The organism is Streptomyces bathyalis, assembly GCF_015910445.1.
In the GTDB taxonomy this organism is placed as follows: Bacteria; Actinomycetota; Actinomycetes; order Streptomycetales; family Streptomycetaceae; genus Streptomyces; species Streptomyces bathyalis.
The window spans coordinates 6,505,371-6,521,239 of sequence record NZ_CP048882.1 but is presented as its reverse complement, the minus strand read 5'-3'; the positions used below and the strand labels follow the sequence as shown (position 1 = coordinate 6,521,239).

Annotated in this window: 23 protein-coding genes; 8 read left to right on the top strand and 15 right to left on the bottom strand. The window is 70.4% G+C overall.

Annotated features, from left to right (window positions below):
* Positions 1-37 precede the first annotated feature (37 nt).
* Genes G4Z16_RS28315 through G4Z16_RS33020 form a run of 5 tightly spaced genes read left to right on the top strand, consistent with a single transcriptional unit; the run spans position 38 to position 2,958 of the window.
* Entirely contained in the window at positions 38-247 is a 210-nt protein-coding gene (locus G4Z16_RS28315; RefSeq protein ID WP_197353436.1) for a hypothetical protein, read from the top strand.
* Positions 244-975, top strand: a complete 732-nt coding sequence (locus G4Z16_RS28310; RefSeq protein ID WP_197353435.1) for a DUF6084 family protein — start codon at positions 244-246, stop codon at positions 973-975. Before G4Z16_RS28315 ends, G4Z16_RS28310 begins: the two co-directional genes overlap by 4 nt.
* Positions 963-2,006, top strand: coding sequence for a hypothetical protein (locus tag G4Z16_RS28305; protein WP_197353434.1), 1,044 nt, complete (start codon positions 963-965; stop codon positions 2,004-2,006). The genes G4Z16_RS28310 and G4Z16_RS28305 overlap by 13 nt, the downstream gene beginning before the upstream one ends.
* On the top strand, positions 2,003-2,821 hold the full coding sequence (locus G4Z16_RS33140) for a hydrogenase maturation protease (RefSeq protein WP_197353433.1): 819 nt from the start codon (positions 2,003-2,005) through the stop codon (positions 2,819-2,821). Before G4Z16_RS28305 ends, G4Z16_RS33140 begins: the two co-directional genes overlap by 4 nt.
* Positions 2,822-2,826: 5 nt before the next feature.
* Positions 2,827-2,958, top strand: a complete 132-nt coding sequence (locus G4Z16_RS33020) for a hypothetical protein (RefSeq protein WP_281393731.1) — start codon at positions 2,827-2,829, stop codon at positions 2,956-2,958.
* Between the two features lie 51 nt (positions 2,959-3,009).
* Here G4Z16_RS33020 and G4Z16_RS28295 read toward each other — a convergent pair whose 3' ends face one another.
* The 3 genes from G4Z16_RS28295 to G4Z16_RS28285 form a co-directional block, all read right to left on the bottom strand.
* Entirely contained in the window at positions 3,010-3,786 is a 777-nt protein-coding gene (locus G4Z16_RS28295; protein ID WP_197353432.1) for a VOC family protein, read from the bottom strand.
* 32 nt (positions 3,787-3,818) lie between these two features.
* A complete protein-coding gene (locus G4Z16_RS28290; RefSeq protein WP_197353431.1) occupies positions 3,819-4,151 on the bottom strand; it encodes a plasmid stabilization protein in 333 nt (110 codons plus the stop codon).
* A gap of 150 nt (positions 4,152-4,301) precedes the next feature.
* Positions 4,302-5,057, bottom strand: coding sequence for an SAM-dependent methyltransferase (locus G4Z16_RS28285; RefSeq protein WP_197354979.1), 756 nt, complete (start codon positions 5,055-5,057; stop codon positions 4,302-4,304).
* 342 nt (positions 5,058-5,399) lie between these two features.
* Between G4Z16_RS28285 and G4Z16_RS28280 the strand changes: the two genes are divergently transcribed.
* Complete coding sequence (locus G4Z16_RS28280) at positions 5,400-6,026, top strand: sigma-70 family RNA polymerase sigma factor (RefSeq protein ID WP_197353430.1); 627 nt, start codon at positions 5,400-5,402, stop codon at positions 6,024-6,026.
* Positions 6,026-6,799, top strand: coding sequence for a hypothetical protein (locus G4Z16_RS28275; protein ID WP_197353429.1), 774 nt, complete (start codon positions 6,026-6,028; stop codon positions 6,797-6,799). Before G4Z16_RS28280 ends, G4Z16_RS28275 begins: the two co-directional genes overlap by 1 nt.
* A 114-nt stretch (positions 6,800-6,913) precedes the next feature.
* Here G4Z16_RS28275 and G4Z16_RS28270 read toward each other — a convergent pair whose 3' ends face one another.
* From G4Z16_RS28270 to G4Z16_RS28215, 12 genes are all read right to left on the bottom strand, one after another.
* Positions 6,914-7,345 (bottom strand): hypothetical protein, encoded by a 432-nt coding sequence (locus G4Z16_RS28270; protein WP_197353428.1) that lies wholly within the window; start codon positions 7,343-7,345, stop codon positions 6,914-6,916.
* Positions 7,346-7,474: 129 nt separating this feature from the next.
* Positions 7,475-7,975: a gas vesicle protein K gene (locus G4Z16_RS28265; protein ID WP_197353427.1), complete on the bottom strand. Its 501-nt coding sequence runs from the start codon at positions 7,973-7,975 to the stop codon at positions 7,475-7,477.
* Positions 7,976-8,052: 77 nt separating this feature from the next.
* Entirely contained in the window at positions 8,053-8,322 is a 270-nt protein-coding gene (locus G4Z16_RS28260; protein WP_425508129.1) for a gas vesicle protein, read from the bottom strand.
* Positions 8,312-9,205 carry a GvpL/GvpF family gas vesicle protein gene (locus G4Z16_RS28255; protein ID WP_197353426.1) on the bottom strand — a complete coding sequence of 298 codons (894 nt, stop codon included), beginning with the start codon at positions 9,203-9,205 and terminating at the stop codon, positions 8,312-8,314. Before G4Z16_RS28255 ends, G4Z16_RS28260 begins: the two co-directional genes overlap by 11 nt.
* Before the next feature lie 8 nt (positions 9,206-9,213).
* Positions 9,214-9,687 carry a gas vesicle protein gene (locus G4Z16_RS28250; protein ID WP_197353425.1) on the bottom strand — a complete coding sequence of 158 codons (474 nt, stop codon included), beginning with the start codon at positions 9,685-9,687 and terminating at the stop codon, positions 9,214-9,216.
* Positions 9,688-9,756: 69 nt separating this feature from the next.
* Positions 9,757-10,890 (bottom strand): SRPBCC family protein, encoded by a 1,134-nt coding sequence (locus tag G4Z16_RS28245; RefSeq protein WP_197353424.1) that lies wholly within the window; start codon positions 10,888-10,890, stop codon positions 9,757-9,759.
* Positions 10,883-11,560 carry a hypothetical protein gene (locus tag G4Z16_RS28240; protein WP_207794554.1) on the bottom strand — a complete coding sequence of 226 codons (678 nt, stop codon included), beginning with the start codon at positions 11,558-11,560 and terminating at the stop codon, positions 10,883-10,885. The genes G4Z16_RS28245 and G4Z16_RS28240 overlap by 8 nt, the downstream gene beginning before the upstream one ends.
* 52 nt (positions 11,561-11,612) lie before the next feature.
* Positions 11,613-11,870 (bottom strand): gas vesicle protein GvpG, encoded by a 258-nt coding sequence (locus tag G4Z16_RS28235; RefSeq protein ID WP_197353422.1) that lies wholly within the window; start codon positions 11,868-11,870, stop codon positions 11,613-11,615.
* Positions 11,871-11,892: 22 nt separating this feature from the next.
* A complete protein-coding gene (locus G4Z16_RS28230) occupies positions 11,893-12,606 on the bottom strand; it encodes a GvpL/GvpF family gas vesicle protein (RefSeq protein WP_197353421.1) in 714 nt (237 codons plus the stop codon).
* Between the two features lie 5 nt (positions 12,607-12,611).
* Positions 12,612-13,061 carry a gas vesicle structural protein GvpA gene (locus tag G4Z16_RS28225; protein WP_197353420.1) on the bottom strand — a complete coding sequence of 150 codons (450 nt, stop codon included), beginning with the start codon at positions 13,059-13,061 and terminating at the stop codon, positions 12,612-12,614.
* A 77-nt stretch (positions 13,062-13,138) separates the two neighbouring features.
* On the bottom strand, positions 13,139-13,585 hold the full coding sequence (locus G4Z16_RS33135; RefSeq protein ID WP_197353419.1) for a gas vesicle protein GvpO: 447 nt from the start codon (positions 13,583-13,585) through the stop codon (positions 13,139-13,141).
* Between the two features lie 176 nt (positions 13,586-13,761).
* A complete protein-coding gene (locus tag G4Z16_RS28215) occupies positions 13,762-14,772 on the bottom strand; it encodes a LacI family DNA-binding transcriptional regulator (RefSeq protein WP_197353418.1) in 1,011 nt (336 codons plus the stop codon).
* 179 nt (positions 14,773-14,951) lie between these two features.
* Between G4Z16_RS28215 and G4Z16_RS28210 the strand changes: the two genes are divergently transcribed.
* Entirely contained in the window at positions 14,952-15,860 is a 909-nt protein-coding gene (locus G4Z16_RS28210; RefSeq protein ID WP_197354978.1) for a phytanoyl-CoA dioxygenase family protein, read from the top strand.
* Positions 15,861-15,869: the final 9 nt, after the last annotated feature.

The window sequence follows — 15,869 nt, the reverse complement described above, 5'->3', positions numbered from 1 at the left end:
GTGCTGCCGAGCACAGCAGACGAACCGAGGAGTCAGCATGGCTGAGATCAAGGTCGGCAAGCCGCACGCACGGCCCGACAAGGCGGCGCACGTCCCCGGCGTGCGTCAGGGCAACCACGAGGGCCTCTACAAGCGCCAGCCGGGACACCTGCCCGACGACACCTCCACGGCGCGCAGGTCCACGGGCGTCAACGCCAAGGCGCAGGACCCGATTCTGCCCGGCATGCCGAACCTCTCCCCCGCGTGAAGGCGAACACCGCCCCGAGCGCGACCGAAGCGCCGCCCGGTGCCGGCACCGCGCGGCGCACGGACCTGCCCGACCTGGACTTCGCCGTCACGGGCGCACGCGCCATGGCGGACGCGGCCGTGCCGACGCTGCTCTTCCGGCTCGCGCTCAGCCGCGCCGGCGGCGGCAGGGTCCGCTCCGTATCCCTCAACGCGGACGTACGGATCGCGGTGGACCGGCGCGGCTCCGACGGGGTCGACCGGCTGGTCATGGCCAGGATCTTCGGTCAGCCGGAGCAGTGGGCCACCAGCATGCGCCCGCTGACCTGGGCCAGGATCAGCACCGTCGTCCCGCCCTTCGACGAGCGCACCGAGACCGACCTGGCGGTGCCCTGCAGCCGGGACATGGAGCTCGCCGTCACGTCCTACTTCCACGGAGTCCGCGACGGTGAGGTCCCGCTGGACTTCCTCTTCAGCGGGACCGTCTTCCACGACGGCCCCGACGGCCGGCTGCGCACCGCGCAGATCTCCTGGGCCAAGGACGCCACGTGCCGGGTGCCCGCCGCCCTCTGGCACGAGGTGACCGGCCGCTACGACGGCGGCACGAGCTGGCTGCCGCTCTCCCCCGGCGCCTATCGCGAAATCACGGCCCACCGGGACCGCCACGCACTCACGGGATGGGACGAGACGGTCTCCGACCTGCTCGCCCGCGCACGGAACACCGCAGGAGGTACGGCTTGGACGCCGTAGAGAAGATCGCCCGCGCCTGTCTCTACGAGGGGTACCTGCTGTGGCCGTACCGCAGGGGCGCGCTGAAGAACGCCCAGCGCTGGACCTTCGGAGGGGTCTACCCGCGGCGCTGCGGTGGGCTGATCGGTGAACAGTCGCGCATGCGCACGGAGGTGCTGCTGCGCGGGAGCCCGGCCGCGAAGCTCACGGTGCACGTGCGGTTTCTGCAGGTCATCGACCGTCAGGTGTACCGCAACGCACCGACGGGGCCGGTCCCCGTCGACGAGCTGCGCGTGGAGGGGCACAGCCATCTGACGTGGCAGGAGGCGACCGAGCGGCGCTGGGTGTGCCCGCCGTGGTCACCGCGTCGCGGCCCGCGCACCAGCACGGTCGACATCGCGGCGGGTTCGGACCGCGAGGCGCTGCGCGCCGAGTCCGGCAGCGTCGCGGGCACGCTCGTACGGAACTGGCAGCGGCTGACCGGAAGCGTCCGTCTCTCCTCCGTGCCCGTCACGGACACGGTGATGCGCGTGACGGTGGACATCGAGAACACCTCACCGTGCCCGCTCCCCACCGCCGGTGCCCGCGGGGCGCGGGACGCGATGGCGCCGTACGCCTTCGTCTCCACGCACACCGTGCTCAACACCGACTCCGGTGAGTTCGTCTCGCTGACCGATCCGCCGGCGGAACTGCTCGAGGCCGCGGCGGCCTGCGAGAACGTCGGCGTGTGGCCCGTACTGGTGTCGGAGGACCCGCAGGCGGCCCAGCACAGCCCGCACTACTCGTCGGAAGTGCTCTCCTCGCCCATCACCCTGTACGACTACCCGGCCGTCGCGCCGGAGAGTCCCGGTGACCTCTTCGACGGGGGCGAGATCGACCAGCTGCTCATCCTCAGCGTCCTCAGCCTCACACCGCGCGAGCAGGACGAGGCGCGGGCCACCGATCCGCGTGCCAGGGAGATCCTGGACCGCTGTGCCGCCCTGGAACCCGAGGAGCTGGCAGCACTGCACGGCACGATCCGCGCCTTCCGGCCGGTACTGGAGAAGCGATGACGACGGCTTCGGGACGCACGGTCCAGGTCGGGGACGTACGGCTGGGCCGCGGAAGCCGCGTGCGGCTGCGGCCCCGCCAGTCCGCGGACGTGCTCGATCTGGCGCTCACGGGACGCACTGCGGAGGTCGATGCCGTCGAGGAGGACCTGGAGGGCCGCATCCACGTCGTCGTGACGCTGGACGGCGACGACGGACGGGACTTCCGCACCGGCCTGGGCCACCGCTTCTTCTTCACCCCGGAAGAGGTGGAGCCCGTCGAGGACGCCCCCGCGGGCCCGCGGATCCTCATCGCGGGCATCGGCAACATGTTCATGGCCGACGACGCCTTCGGGCCGGAGGTCGTGGGCGCCATGCGCGGACGGACCCTCCCGGAGGGCGTGCACATCGCGGACTTCGGCATCCGCGGCATGGACCTGGCCTACCGGCTGCTGGACGGCTACGACGTCGCCGTACTCGTCGACGCGGCGCCCCGCGGCAAGGAGCCGGGCACGGTCCACGTGATCGATCCCGGGCCGCTCGGCGCGCTGCCGGACGCCGCCGAGCGCGCCGTGCCGCAGGCGCACGGCATGGACCCCGTACAGGTGCTGGCACTGGCGCGGCAGCTGGCGGACGGGACGGAGGAACTACCCCGCGTGCTCGTCCTGGGGTGCGAACCGGCCGTGCGGATGCGGGGCGACGAGCCCGACGTGGTGGTGGGGCTGAGCGAACCGGTGCGGGCGGCGGTGACCGTGGCCGCGGACATGCTGGAGTCGCTCACCGGCGAACTGCTGCGCGATCCGCAGGCCGACCTGAGCAGACCGGCAGTTGGGAGGTGAAGGACATGAGGAAAGGGATCTTCATTCCGGCGGTCGCCGTACGCGTCGCCGTGGGCACCGCCGTGGTGGCGGTGGCCGCGATGACCGCGATCAGCGCACCGGGGATCGTGCGCTACATGAAGATGAAGTCGATGTAGGCGCGAGCAGCCCCCGGCGCGAGGCCGGGCGCCGCGGCCGGGGGCGGCTGGTCACCTCTCGCGGGAGTGCACGGTGAACAGGCCGCCCTCGGGGTCGACGAGCCCGGCCGAACGCCCGAAGGGGTTGTCGCTCGGGCTCGTCGCGATGGCGCCGCCGGCAGCGACGGTGGTCTTCGCCGCGTCGTCGACGTCGTCCACCGTGAAGGAGACGTGCCAGCGCGGGCGGATGTGCGGGTCGGGTGCCGACTCGATCGCTCCTCCCCGCAACGTGGCCACGGCGCGGCCGTCGACCCGTACGACCACCGCCTCGTACTGGTAGTCGACCTCGCAGCGTCCCCCATCGGAGGCCCAGTCGAAGACCTCGGCGTAGAAGATGGCGGCGGCGAAGGCGTCCCGGGTGCGCAGCTCCAGACGGGCCGGCAGATCGCGCCGCGCCGCGTCCCAGCTGGAGAGCACCGCGCCCTCCCAGAAGCCGAACGTGGCGCCGGCGAGATCGGCCGCCAGTGCCGTGCGTCCCTCGCCCATGCGGATGGGGCCGACCGCGACCGTGGCGCTCCGCTCACGCACGCGTGAGGCCGTGGTGTTCGCGTCGGGGACCGCGAAGAAGGGCGTCCACTGCACGGCCACGCCCATCGTGCGGGCGATGGCGCCCAGGCCCACGACCGGCACGTCCTCGGAGTAGGCGACGCTGAACTCCTCGCCGAGGCTGCCGCGCCGGAAGGACCAGCCCAGCACCTCGCCGTAGAAGCGCTGGGCGCTCTCCAGGTCACCCGTCGCCAGGCTCACCCAGCACGGCGCTCCGTACACAGGTGAGACCTCGGAGGCCATCCCGGCTCTCCTCGCGGCTCCCGCGTAGCCGATCAGCGTCCCAGCGCCTTCTGGAGCTGGCGCTTGTTCATCGAGGAGCGGCCCTCGATCCCGCGCTGCCTGGCCTCGTTGTAGAGCTGGTCCCTGGTGGGACCGGCCTTGGGGCCCATGCCCCTGCCCGAGCGCGCACCTCCGCGCGCGGAGGCGGAGCTGCCCTTCGTGGAGGTCCGGCTGGCGCGCTTCGCCTCGCCCGTGCGGGCCCGCTCCTTGTTGACCGTCCGGGAGGCGATCTCCTTGGCCCGGCCCTTGGAGGCTCCGCGCTTCTCAGCGCCCTCCTTGATGTGCTCGTACTGCCGCTCACGCTTGGCGTTCGACCCTGCAGGCATGGCGCCTCCTGTCTCACGTTCGGACCAGTGCCCCGGTACCCGTCCGCCACGATTGCTAACAAGTGTGCGCGAAACGGGACCGGTGGTCACCGCCACAGGTGAGGTTGAATCCGCAACGGGTGCGGCAGGGCCGTCCCACGTCCGGAGCGCTCAGGGCTTGCGGGCCACCGCGGCGTAGCACGTCGCTTCCGCGTCGGTGACCTGGGACAGGTCGTGCTCGGCATCGGGACGCCAGCGGTGGGTGACGGTGAGGCCCGGGTCGAGCAGCTCCCAGCCGTCGAAGAACCGGGTGACCTCCTGACGCGTGCGGGCCTGTACGGGAGTTCCCGCCGCCGCATAGGCCCCGAGGGCGCGTGTGATGGGCTCCGGATCGAAGTCGGGGGTGACGTGGCTGATCGTGAGAGTGCTGCCCGAAGGCAGGGCCTCGCGGAAGTACTCGACGATCTCGTGGGCGGTGCGCTCCCCCGGAACGAAGTGGAGCAGCGCGATGAGGCTCAGGGCGACGGGGCGGCTCAGGTCGAGGGTCTCGAGCACCTCCGTGGACTTCAGCACGGCCTCGGGGTCGCGGGCGTCGCACTGGGCGTAGGCGGTTCGGCCCTCGGAGCTGCTGCGCAGCAGGGCCTGCGCGTGGGTGAGGACGATGGGGTCGTTGTCGGTGTAGACGACGCGTGCGTCAGGGGCGACCCCCTGGGCGATCTCGTGCAGGTTGGGCGATGTGGGTATGCCGGTGCCGACGTCCAGGAACTGGCGCATTCCCATCTGAGTCAGGTGCCGCACCGAGCGGTGCATGAACTGCCGGTTGGCACGGGCGGCGACGAGCACCCCGGGGAAGGCGGCCATGGCCTTGCCGGCGTTCTCGCGGTCGGCGGGGAAGTTCGTCGTGCCGCCGAGGAAGTAGTCGTACATCCTCGCCGAGTGCGCCCGGTCCAGCTCCAGGTCCACCGCGCCTCCGTCAACGGCCACAGCTTTCCGCCTTTCTCGATTTCCGCATCACATACGGCAGTTGTGGCCGCTATCGTGCGCCACTCCGGTGAACTTGCCCAAGGCACATGGGAGTCGGCGGCCGGGACCGGTCGCCCAGTGGCACGAAAGTGGCGTGAAAGCAGCACCCGCGAACCGGCGCGGTAGCAGCGCTTTCACTCTGTGTAGTATTTTGGCCGGACTTTCGCGGACACGCGCGTTTCCAGCTGTTCGCGCCTTCTGACAGACGCTTTCCGATTGACGTTCTCCCCATGAGAGGGCCACTCCATGACGGCCGAGGCCGACAGGCCCCGCGGTCCCGCCGCCCGGGCGACGGCAGCGACCGCAGCGACGGACGAGGCACGCCACGACGGCGACCGCCGGCGGCTGATGCTCTCCTTCGACGCGTTCGACGCCTCCCACCACCGCCTCTGGCTGCGCTACGCGCATACGCAGGCCGGCAGCCGAGAGGCAGCGGAGCGCATCGTGGAAGACGCCTGCCGTCATCTGCTCGCCCACTGGGAACACGCACTGCGGCAGCAGTCGCTCACCGAGTATGCCTGGACGGTGCTCAAGGAGCACGTCGCGCACTGGCTCGGTGAGCGCGGGCTGCGGCCGCAGCTCGCCGAGACCGCGGCCTTCCACACGGCGGTGCGCAAGGCGCTCCTGCACGAACTGCGCGACGAATTCGCGGTGCTGGAAGGCGAGATCGGGCTGTACGCGGCGATCGGGCGACTCCCTGAGCGGCAGTACGACGTGGTCGTGCTGCGGTACGTCCTGGGCTGCTCGGAGGAAGAAGTGGCCGGCTATCTCGGTTTCGAGACAGCCACGGTGCGCTCCCACATACGCTATGCGAAACGGAGGCTCGCCCGGGAGCTGCGCACGGCACCGGGGCCCGGCACGGGGGAAGGCTGATGCGGGGGAGGTACGAACACCGCACCATCGACGCGCTGTTGAGCGGCGCGGAGGTGCTCGCCGACGACTACGACGAGGGCGATGTGGCCGCGGTGCGCGAGCGGGTGCTCGCGGGCATCGCGGGAACGGGAGCCGGAGATTCACCGGCTCCCGCGGCTTTTGGCACTGCCGCGGAGGCCGCCGCGCCCCCCGCGGACCCGGCGGCGGTACCTGCGCGTCATTACCCGACCGAGTGCGAACAGGCCGCCCACGACCTGGACTTGGCGGTCAGCCTCGTCATCAACGCCCCGGAGGCGGCGGCAAGTCTGACGCGTCTGGTCGACGACCAGGAGTCCATCGCACCGGAGGGTGCGCTGGTGTTCGCGTGTCTGCTGCATCTGGCGCGCTACCGCGAAGCGGCCCAGTTCTGGTGGCAGTTCGCCGCCGGCGGCGGTTCCAGGACCGCCGCCTTCTGTCTGTGCCTCCACCACCGGAAGCACGGGGAGTTCCGCGACGCCGGGTACTGGCGCGCCCAGTCGGCCCGCCTGGCGCAGCGCGCACGCACGGCCGACGCGCCGGGGCCGGGGGCACCGCAGCGGCGGTCCGCGCGCCCCCTCCTGCCGGACGGGGTGCGGCACGGGCTGCTGAGCGTGTGCCACGAGGGCGGACATCCCCGCCTGCCGAGCGCGCTGGAGGCCGTCATCCACCGGCTTCCCGTGCTGGACGACGACGAGGACTTCGGTGAAATCCCCCAGCCCGCACGGGACTTGGCGGGATACCTGACCGCCACCTGAGAGCGCCCGGTCAGGCCCGGCCGTGCTGACGGTGGATCTGGTGCACCCGGCAGGCGCCCGCCTGCCCTGCCAGGCGCCTGCCGGGTGAGCTGACGCTCAGCCGCACGGCGAGTTCTACAGCCGTCCGCCGGTGAGCCTCGTGAACGGGCCCGTCCTGCGCTTGGCCGAGTAGCGGCCGGCCGCGAAGGACGCGGCGACAGCCGTGATCGCCCCGGTGCCGACACCGGCCGCGACGGCCTTGCGGTTCTTCACCACGGTCCACGTCGCGGACGCCGCTGTCGCGGCGGTGCTGGATGCGGAGACCAGCTTCTGGCGCCCGGCCTCGGCACTCCTGCTCGCGACATGGCCCGCACGCCTGGTGGCATCGCCGAAGCTGCGGCCACCGCCCTCGACGGCGTTCCCCACCGAGTGGGTGGCCGAACTTGTCTTCTCCGCGGCCTTGGTGATGCCACGGTCCGCCTTCTCCCCTGCGGCAGCGGGCTTCTTGGTGCTGGCTGCGGCCCTTCCTGCGTTGCTTGAGGTCTTGCCGTTCTCAGTCATGGCCATCGAGTTGCCGTGTGTGGCGGCTTGAAACATTCGGTGTGGATACTGTGCGCGTCCTTGCCGGGCGAACGCCGCTCTGCCGACGCGACCGAGCGCGCACAGCAGTTCACGGGTGCAGCGGAAGCGCGGCGACTATCCGTCCTGGCGCGGCAGGAGCGAACCGAGCGGCCCCAGATCGAGGTTGAGGTCCTCCATCGTCAGCCCGTAGCGCTCGCACAACTCGGTCATGCGCTCATGGAGGATCATCAGCGTCATGCCGATCCGCTCCTCCTGGTCCTCGCTCAGGTCACCCTGGTCGACCCTGTTCAGGGCGGTGCGTTCCATGAGCTGACGCAGCAACTCCACGATCGTCAGCACGAGTTTCATCAGGTCGCGCTCGACCGAGTCCGGGTCCGTGCGCAGCCGCTGGGCCAGTCTGCCGTCGCCGCGGGGGCTGTGTTCGTCCGGTCCGGCGGGCAGCAACTCGAACGCGCGGGCCGCCGAGCGCGCCACGTCGTCCAGTGCGACGCCGTCCGGCAGCCCCGCCGGTGGCTTGCCCGACTCCGGCCGCGCGGGCCCGCGTTCGGCCTCGGGCTCCGGCTTGGGCCGGGGTTCGTGCTGGGGCCCGCTCGCGGGCCCGGGCTCGCTCGTCATGCCTGGCTGTCCGTCCGTCCTGTCGGTCCGGTCCGCCGGTCCGTGCCGTCCCCCACCGGCGCCCGGCGCGTCCGCGCTCACCACGGCGCCGGGTCGTCGGGGGTGACCGAGTGGATGACGGCGCGCAGGTTGATGCGCACCAGGTCGACGTCCGCGATGGACAGCACGAGGTCACCGGTCAGCACGGCGCCGCCCGACAGCAGCCGGTCCAGCAGGTCGATGAGGGCGACCTGGCGGCCGGCCAGTCCGTTCTCCTCGGCCATGCCCTCGCCGAAGCCGTCCGAGGCCGAGCGGGTGCCCGCTGCGACAGCGTCGGCGAAGCCGCTGCCGGGCAGTTCAGGTTCCATCGTCGGCGGTTCCCGCGTGCTGAGGCCGCTGTGCCGAGGCCGTTGAGGGCGGCGTCGCGAACGAGTACGGCGCCCACGGCCCCGTCAGCACGACACGGACACCCGGGACGTCCTCTGCGAGACCGCCGATCGCGGCCCTGAAGTCGTCGCTGCGCGCCGCCGGAACCAGATAGGCGTCGTTGGCGATGTTCTCTCCCGGCCCGGAGGCCAGTTCGCCCTGCTGCGGCCGGTGCGCGACCTTGGCCGTGGCGATGCCGTCCGCGAGCGCCGTCACGCGTTCGCCCACCGCCCCGGCGGCCCGGTAGGTGTCGCGGTGCGTGCTGCGCTGCTGCCTGCGCCGCTGGAGGTATGCGCGCCCGGGGCTGCCGGACGCCTGCGCCGCCGTACCGGAGTCGGACGAAGCGGCGGCGCCGGACGCTGCCTCGCGGGGGTCGGCGTAGACCTTCACGCCCCACTCGACATGGCCCTCCAGCCGGGAGAGCAGGGCGACGAACTCGCCTTCCCGCTCGGTCAGCATCTCCGCGACCCGTCCGTCGTCGAGGTACACCGTCGCCAGGCGCATGGGCAGCACCGTGGTGTGCTCGTACGCCGTGGCGACCACCGCGTGGTGGGAGCGGGCCATCGCCTCCAGCCGCTCCATGTCCTCCAGTTGGGCCTTCAGCCCGGCCTCGTCGTACAGGCCCGCCGGGACATCCGAGACGAGCGCGCTCAGCTCCCCGGCGTCCACGGTGCGCACCGGCGAACCGGACGGACCGGCCAGCCCGTCGGCCGCGGCCACGAGCTGTTCGCCGCTCCGGCCGACCGCGAAGACGTAACGGACCCGGGCCCGTTCACCGTCCTGCTCGTGCTGCGGCACTCCGGGCTCTCCTTCCGGGATCGGCATCAGTCCGGTCACCTTCCGCGCTTGCGCGTGCCGTCGCCGCCGCTCTGCCGTGCGGCGGTCCCCTTCCGGGCGCTCCCCTTGCCGGCGGAGCCGCTCTCGCCGGTCCCCTCACCGGCCGGGAGTTCCGCGGACGAGCGCAGCCGTTCGATCTCCCGGCGCAGCCGGTCATTCTCCTCGGCCAGGGCATTGTGGTTCTCGCCGCCGTTGAGAGCGGCGTCGGACTGCTGCGACCGCACGGCGGCACGTGAGGAGAGCGACGGATCGTTCTCCCACCAGTCGATCCCCATCTCCTTCGCCTTGTCGACGGAGACCACGAGCAGCCGCAGCTTGATCGTCAGCAGCTCGATGTCGAGCAGGTTGATCTGGATGTCGCCGGCGATGACGACGCCCTTGTCGAGCACCCGCTCGAGGATGTCCGCCAGGTTGGCGGAGGAGGAACCTTGCTGGCCGTACGGGACCGCCCTGCTGGGGGTCGGTCCCATACGGCCGGCCAGTGAATCGGACACGTGGAATCAGCCTTGCCTGCTCAGTCGGAGTGTTGCTTCGGGCAGTCAGCGGCCGGCGGAGACGGTTCGGCGGCCACGCTCGTCTTCCTCGGCGTCTTCCGCCTCTTCCTCCTCGTATTCCTCCTCGGGTTCGAGCTCCTCCTCGTACTCGCCCTCGGGGTCCACCTCCGCGTCTTCCTCTTCTCCCTCGTACTCGGCTTCGGGCTCCTCGTCCTCGTCGTACTCGCCCTCGGCCTCTTCGTCCTCGTCCACCTCGCCGGAGGGACGGTCCTCGTCGTCGGCCTCCGCCTCGGCCTCGGGGTCCTCCGAGTTCTCCGACTCGGCCTCGGCGCGCTCTTCCTCCTCGACGGCGTCCTCGTGCTCGACGACGACCTCTCCGTCCCGGATCTCACCACGCCAGCCGTCGGTGGCCTCGCCCCGCATCATGATGAACTTGCGGTACAGCTTCAGGTCCAGCCGTGCCCGGCGGCCCTGTGCCCGCCAGATGTTGCCGGTCTTCTCGAAGAAGCCGCCGGGGAAGTACTCCAGGACCAGCAGCACACGCGTCAGGTTGTCGGTGATCTTGTGGAAGGTCACGACACCCTTGACAGTGCCCTTGGCCCCGTCGGTCGTCCAGCTGATGCGCTCGTCAGGGATCTGCTCCGTGACGTTGGCCTTGAGGCTCCGCGTGGACTTGGCGACCTTCACCTTCCAGTTGCTGCTGGTGTCGTCGGACTTCTCGACGCTGACGACACCCTTGGCGAAGCTGCTGAACTCCTGGAACTGCGTCCACTGGTCGTACGCCTCGCGAACCGGCACGCCCACGTCGATGTCCTCGACGATCGTCACGCTCTTGGACTTGCCGCCGCCGCTCTTGCCCTTGCCCTTGCCGAACAAACCCTTGACCTTGTCCTTGACCATTTCCTTCATGTGCGAGGTGCCCGCCGTCATGGCGGCCTGCGCGGGGGACTTGCCCTCGCTCAGCGCCTGGCCGCCCTTGGCGAGGCTGCCCATGAGGGCGCTCGGACCCGCGCCGGGGTCGGCCAGCTTGCCGACGCCCTCGCCCAGCTTGCTGCCCAGTCCCGACACGGCCTTGACGGCGCGGGCCTGCAGATAGGACTGCAGCTCCTGCTTGAGGCGGTCGGTGGCCGGGTCGTTCGCCAGATCGTCCTTGAACTTGCTCAGAGCAGAGTCAGCCATTGCCGCCTCCTCGGCTGGTCACCTTTCGCGCGCCACCCGACGCGGTCTTCGCGGCGGTCTTGCGCGTGCCGCCGGTGGCCTTGCGCGTGCCGGAGGAGGCCGTCTTGCGGGCACCGCCTCCCGAGCCGCTGCTGCGGCGGGCGGGCGCCGGCTTGCCGCTGGCGGAAGCGGAGCTCCCGGTGGACCTGGCGGTCCTTGCGGTCTTCGCGGTCCTGCCGCTCGCGGCAGCGGTCTTGCGTGCCCTGGGCCGCTCCTCGCGCTCCTCACGCTCGTCGCGTTCATCACGCTCATCGCGCTCGTCGCGGCTTTCCTCGGCGCGCTCCTCGCCGTCCTCGGAGCCCTCGGCACCCTCGGACCGCTTCGCGCGCCGCGAAGGATCGTTCATGTCGAGCGTGCGCTCGTGGAGGGTGTCGGCGATGCTGCCGGCCCGCTGGGTGACCGCCGAGGTCAGTGCGGACTTGGTGTTGTCGACCAGATCCTTGCGGACCTGGTCGCTCAGCTGACCGACGACGGGCGAGTCCGCCACCATCTTGACCAGCTGCTGCGGGTTGATGTTGAGCTTCTTGCCGGCCAGGAACATGCCCAGGCCGATGGCCATTTTGGCCTTCCTGGTGCGCCCAAGGAGGTAACCCCCCACGAGCGCCAGTCCTATCTTGCTGTTGTTCATCATCTTCCGGTCACCTTCCGTCTCCCCGTCGATCCCGACGGGGGTCTCGGAGCAGTCATGAGCGCTCCTGATGTTGTCGCTGCCAGGCCTTACGCCACTCCAGCTCGTCCAGGAGCTCGTCCTCGACCCGGTCGAACTCCTCCTCCGTGATGCGGCCGTCGAGCAGTTCCTGCTCCAGCTCGGCGAGCTGCCGGCGCACGGGTTCCGGGTCGTAGTACTGCCGCTCAGCGGTGAGAACGACCTGGTCCATGACCCACAGCGCTCCGCGCACCGGGGCGAGCGGCAGGGTCAGCAGTTGTGTGATGAGGCCCATGCTCAGGCCCTCCGGTCACGTGTCAGACGAAGCTGTACGGGGGCAGTGGGCCGTGGAGGTTGAGGGAGTAGGCGTCGCCCCTGCGCTCGGCCTCCTCGTGAACGGCCTGTGCGAAGGCAGCCGCGTCCTCCCGCCGCACCAGGAACGAGGCGTTGAGGAAGTGCGCCTCCGTGGGCTCGGCGACCGCGTGGCGCTGGGCGCCGCCGGACAACCGCTCCAACAGGTCCGTGCCCTCGGCCTCGTGACGGGCCTGAACCTCGCCCGAGACCAGCTCGCCGAGCCGCATCTTCTCGCCCTGGGCCTCCGGGTGGTCCTTGGTGACCTCGCGCAGACGCTGGATCTCCTCGGATCCGGCGACGATCTCGCGCAGCAGGTCGTCCTCCTCGCGGGCCGCCTTGAGGTTGTACTCCACGCAGCCGTCGAGCTCCGAGAGCCGCTCCGCGTAACTGTCCTGGTTCTCCTCCAGCACGGTCTCCACGGCCCCGTCGTCGGGACCGACGAGACCGAAGCGCATCGGCAGCGTCGCACCGTCCGCCATCAGCTGCTCCAGGACGGCCTGGTGCGCGGCGAGATCACGGCGCTTGGCACGCAGGTCTCCGGGAGCGTCGCTGACCACGGCGCTCAGGGCATTCGACTTGACCGTACGCAGCGATCCTGCCGGAGACCCGACGCCGCTGAGCCCCTGCAGGTTCTGCGGATGGTCGGCGGACGTGATCGCGTAGATGTAGGTCGACACCGGCCTCAGTCCTCCTTGCGACGGGTGGTGCGACGGCTGCCGGACGAGGCGCTGGCCTTCCTCGGCTCCCGCTCACGCTCTTCCTCGTCGCCGTCGCGTCCCCTCTGGAAGGACTCGCTGAATGCCTCGACTGCACCGGTCAGCGCACCCTTGGACTTGCCCTTCGCGCCGCTCTCCGTGGCGTCGCCCACGATCTCGGTGAGCTGGGTGGGGGCCTTGCGCCCGGCCTCGAGGTCCAGCCTGTTGCAGGCCTCGGCGAAGCGCAGGTAGGTGTCCACGCTGGCGACGACGACACGGACATCGATCTTGAGTATCTCGATGCCGACGAGAGAGACCCGTACGAACGCGTCGATGACGAGACCGCGGTCCAGGATCAGTTCGAGGATGTCGTAGAGATTTCCCCCGCCGGAACCGGTGTTCGGCTGGGATTGAGTCGTCTGCGCAACTACCGTCACGTTCAATCATCCTTTCGGGATGGCATTGCAGGCGGGGACCGCCGGTCCGCAATCAGTTGCCAAGGATCGCGCCGGGATCACTTCCGCTGATCGATCTGACCGCGCGCGTAGCGGCGGGTGCGCTCGTAACCGAGCAGATTTCCCTGGCCGTCCAGCTCGACGCGGTAGGAACCCATCACGCTGGTGGTCTCGGGGATGCGTTCCACCTCGACCACCTCGACGTCGGCCCTCCAGCCTCCGTCCGTGGCCTTGACCGAAGAGACGGAAGCGGGTTCGCACTGAAGGAGTTCGGCGAGCTGCCCGGCCGCGAGACGCATGGCCTCCGCTATCGGAACCCGTCCGTTCGGGCTGCTGCCGTAACGCCCCTGCTTCTGCTCGGCGTTGCTGCTCTGCCGCTCGCTCCGGTCGGCGCTGCCGCCCCGTTCCTGCTTCTGATCTGCGTTCGCCTGCTGCCGACTTGGCTGCCGTCGGCTCGCCTGCTGCGTTTTGCTCTCTTTGCTGTCTTTGTCACCCGATGTCGCCATGCTCTCACCCCTTTCCCTGAGGCCGGGTTGCAGTCCTGTGTTCCAGGTCTCACCGCTCGAACCTGCGGAGGGTGTGTTGGGTGCCCCGACTGTGAAGACCTATGCGTCGGGGTTTACGTGTCGATCACATCTGGGACGTCAACTGCCTTGTGAGAGCGGGGAGATGGTGGCTCAATTCATGCGGCTGCGGTCTCACGCACGACCAGCCGGTGAGGGACTGTGACCTGACGCGCGGGCAGATGACCGAGGCGCCCGTACACACGGTCCGCGAGGCACTGCAGGGCCCGCTCGGCGATCTGCTCCTTGTCCGGGGAGACAGTGGCCAGCGAGGGAACCGAGTACCTTCCGTCCTCGATGTCGTCGAACCCGACCAGCGCAAGGTCCTCCGGCACCCGCAGGCCCGCCTCATGAGCGGCTCGGAGCGCGCCGAGGGCGAGTTCGTCGCTGAAGCAGAAGGCCGCATCCGGCGCCTGCGGCGAGTCCAGCAGCTCACGCATCGCACGAAGGCCCTCCTCGCGGTGCAGCGTGGCGACCTCCCGCGTCAAGGACTCCCCGAAGGGCAACTCCGCGAAGGCGAGAGCCTCGCGGTAGCCCTGTGCGCGCTGTTCCGCCGTGCCGTTTGAGAGTTGAGGCTGCAGGCCGATCGCGGCGATGCGGCGGCGGCCGAGTGAGGCGAGGTGCGCCGTGGCCTCACGCGCGGCGGCGACATTGTCGATGGCCACGTGGTCCGCCGTCCCACCGGTCTCCTGCTCGCCGAGCACGACCAGCGGCATTGTGGCGCTGTGGCGGCCCAGCTCCCCCGGAGTGAGCGACCAGGGACTCATGATCATCCCGTCCACGGTGTGCCGTTCGGAACCCTCCAGCAGGCGGCGCTCCCGTTCGGCTGTGCCGTCGGTGCGGTCGATGAGCACCGTCCAGCCGCGGTCCTGAGCGGCGTCGATGAGCAACTCCGCGATCTCTCCGAAGTACGGGGAGCTGACTTCGGGGACGGCGAGCCCGATCAGCCCGGTGCGGCCCTGGCGGAGATTGCGCGCCGCCAGGTTGGGGCGGTACTGCAGCTCGTCGATGGCGCGCAGCACCCGCTCGCGCGTGGCGGGAGCCACCGCGGGAGCGTTGTTCACCACGTTGGAGACCGTACGGACGGAAACGCCGGCCCGGGCTGCCACATCCTTCAGCTTCGCCGCCACCTGCGCCCGTCCCTTCCGGCCCGGTCCACCCCGCCGTTCACTCGTTCCGGCGACTCGATCCTCCCACGCCGGACTTCCCGGCTGAAAAATCTTCTCTCAGTGTATTGCCACGCTGCATGCAACGTTGCAAAGTGACCCGTCACGCCAACCGTCAGAGAAGGAGCCAGCTTGTGTCCACGATGAGCACCGCGCCGGTCGGCGATGCTGCGCCGGTCAGCCTGTCGGCCATCGGCAACGTGGTGCGCGACCTGTACACCGACGGCATCAGCGCATGCCGCGGCGCCTTCACGCCCGAGTGGGCCGACCGCATGCGCGAGGACATCGAGAGCGCCTTCGAGGAGGCTCGGCAGCGTCCCGGTGGCGCCGTGGGACGCGGCCCGAACCGCTATTACGTCGAGATTCATCCCCAGCAGATGCGGGGCTTCGTCGACCTCGTCGAGCATCCATGGGTACGGGCGGTCTGCGAGGCGGTTCTCGGCCCGCAGTACTCGATCGTCGAGCTCGGGTTCGACATCCCCTTCGCGGGCGCCGTTCACCAGCCCTGGCACCGCGACTTCCCCATGCCCGAGACCACGCGGGCCCGGCGCCATCTGAACTCACTCGCCTTCAATCTCACGGCCGTCGACACCACCGACGAGATGGGCCCCTTCGAGATCGCGCCCGGCACGCAGTGGGACGAGGACAGCGGCTTCGAGCACGGCATGTTCCCGCCACGTGAGGACTACGCCCGCTACCAGGAGCTCGGCGTCCGCAAGTACCCGCAGCGCGGCGACGTCTCCGTACGCTCCGCACTCACCATCCACCGCGGCACCGCCAACCGGTCCGAGCTGTCGCGGCCGGTGCTCGTACTCGGCGTGGACGCCCCCGGAGCGGGCAACGACGGCCATCACGACATGGCCGTCACGGGCGACTACTGGGAAACGCTGCCGGAGCGCCTGCGCGCTCACATGCACTGCCCCGTCGTCGACTCGCTCACCCCGATCGTGCAGAAGCACACCATCGAGGGCCTGGTCATGGGCGACGCGGAGCCCGACTCCCCCACCGGTGGCATGGCCGCTGTCGTGCAAGAAGACGCCGACGGCGGCTGACACGCCATG

Excerpts from the sequence above, each read along its gene's own strand:
- G4Z16_RS28235 (WP_197353422.1), bottom strand. The coding sequence starts at position 11,870 with ATGGGCCTCATCACACAACTGCTGACCCTGCCGCTCGCCCCGGTGCGC.
- G4Z16_RS28250 (WP_197353425.1), bottom strand. The coding sequence starts at position 9,687 with ATGGGACCGACCCCCAGCAGGGCGGTCCCGTACGGCCAGCAAGGTTCC.
- G4Z16_RS28280 (WP_197353430.1), top strand. The coding sequence starts at position 5,400 with ATGACGGCCGAGGCCGACAGGCCCCGCGGTCCCGCCGCCCGGGCGACG.
- G4Z16_RS28240 (WP_207794554.1), bottom strand. The coding sequence starts at position 11,560 with ATGATGAACAACAGCAAGATAGGACTGGCGCTCGTGGGGGGTTACCTC.
- G4Z16_RS33020 (WP_281393731.1), top strand. The coding sequence starts at position 2,827 with ATGAGGAAAGGGATCTTCATTCCGGCGGTCGCCGTACGCGTCGCCGTG.
- G4Z16_RS28275 (WP_197353429.1), top strand. The coding sequence starts at position 6,026 with ATGCGGGGGAGGTACGAACACCGCACCATCGACGCGCTGTTGAGCGGC.
- G4Z16_RS33135 (WP_197353419.1), bottom strand. The coding sequence starts at position 13,585 with ATGGCGACATCGGGTGACAAAGACAGCAAAGAGAGCAAAACGCAGCAG.
- G4Z16_RS28245 (WP_197353424.1), bottom strand. The coding sequence starts at position 10,890 with ATGGCTGACTCTGCTCTGAGCAAGTTCAAGGACGATCTGGCGAACGAC.
- G4Z16_RS28260 (WP_425508129.1), bottom strand. The coding sequence starts at position 8,322 with ATGGAACCTGAACTGCCCGGCAGCGGCTTCGCCGACGCTGTCGCAGCG.
- G4Z16_RS28210 (WP_197354978.1), top strand. The coding sequence starts at position 14,952 with ATGAGCACCGCGCCGGTCGGCGATGCTGCGCCGGTCAGCCTGTCGGCC.
- G4Z16_RS33140 (WP_197353433.1), top strand. The coding sequence starts at position 2,003 with ATGACGACGGCTTCGGGACGCACGGTCCAGGTCGGGGACGTACGGCTG.
- G4Z16_RS28255 (WP_197353426.1), bottom strand. The coding sequence starts at position 9,205 with ATGCCGATCCCGGAAGGAGAGCCCGGAGTGCCGCAGCACGAGCAGGAC.
- G4Z16_RS28315 (WP_197353436.1), top strand. The coding sequence starts at position 38 with ATGGCTGAGATCAAGGTCGGCAAGCCGCACGCACGGCCCGACAAGGCG.
- G4Z16_RS28285 (WP_197354979.1), bottom strand. The coding sequence starts at position 5,057 with ATGTACGACTACTTCCTCGGCGGCACGACGAACTTCCCCGCCGACCGC.
- G4Z16_RS28270 (WP_197353428.1), bottom strand. The coding sequence starts at position 7,345 with ATGGCCATGACTGAGAACGGCAAGACCTCAAGCAACGCAGGAAGGGCC.
- G4Z16_RS28295 (WP_197353432.1), bottom strand. The coding sequence starts at position 3,786 with ATGGCCTCCGAGGTCTCACCTGTGTACGGAGCGCCGTGCTGGGTGAGC.
- G4Z16_RS28290 (WP_197353431.1), bottom strand. The coding sequence starts at position 4,151 with ATGCCTGCAGGGTCGAACGCCAAGCGTGAGCGGCAGTACGAGCACATC.
- G4Z16_RS28265 (WP_197353427.1), bottom strand. The coding sequence starts at position 7,975 with ATGACGAGCGAGCCCGGGCCCGCGAGCGGGCCCCAGCACGAACCCCGG.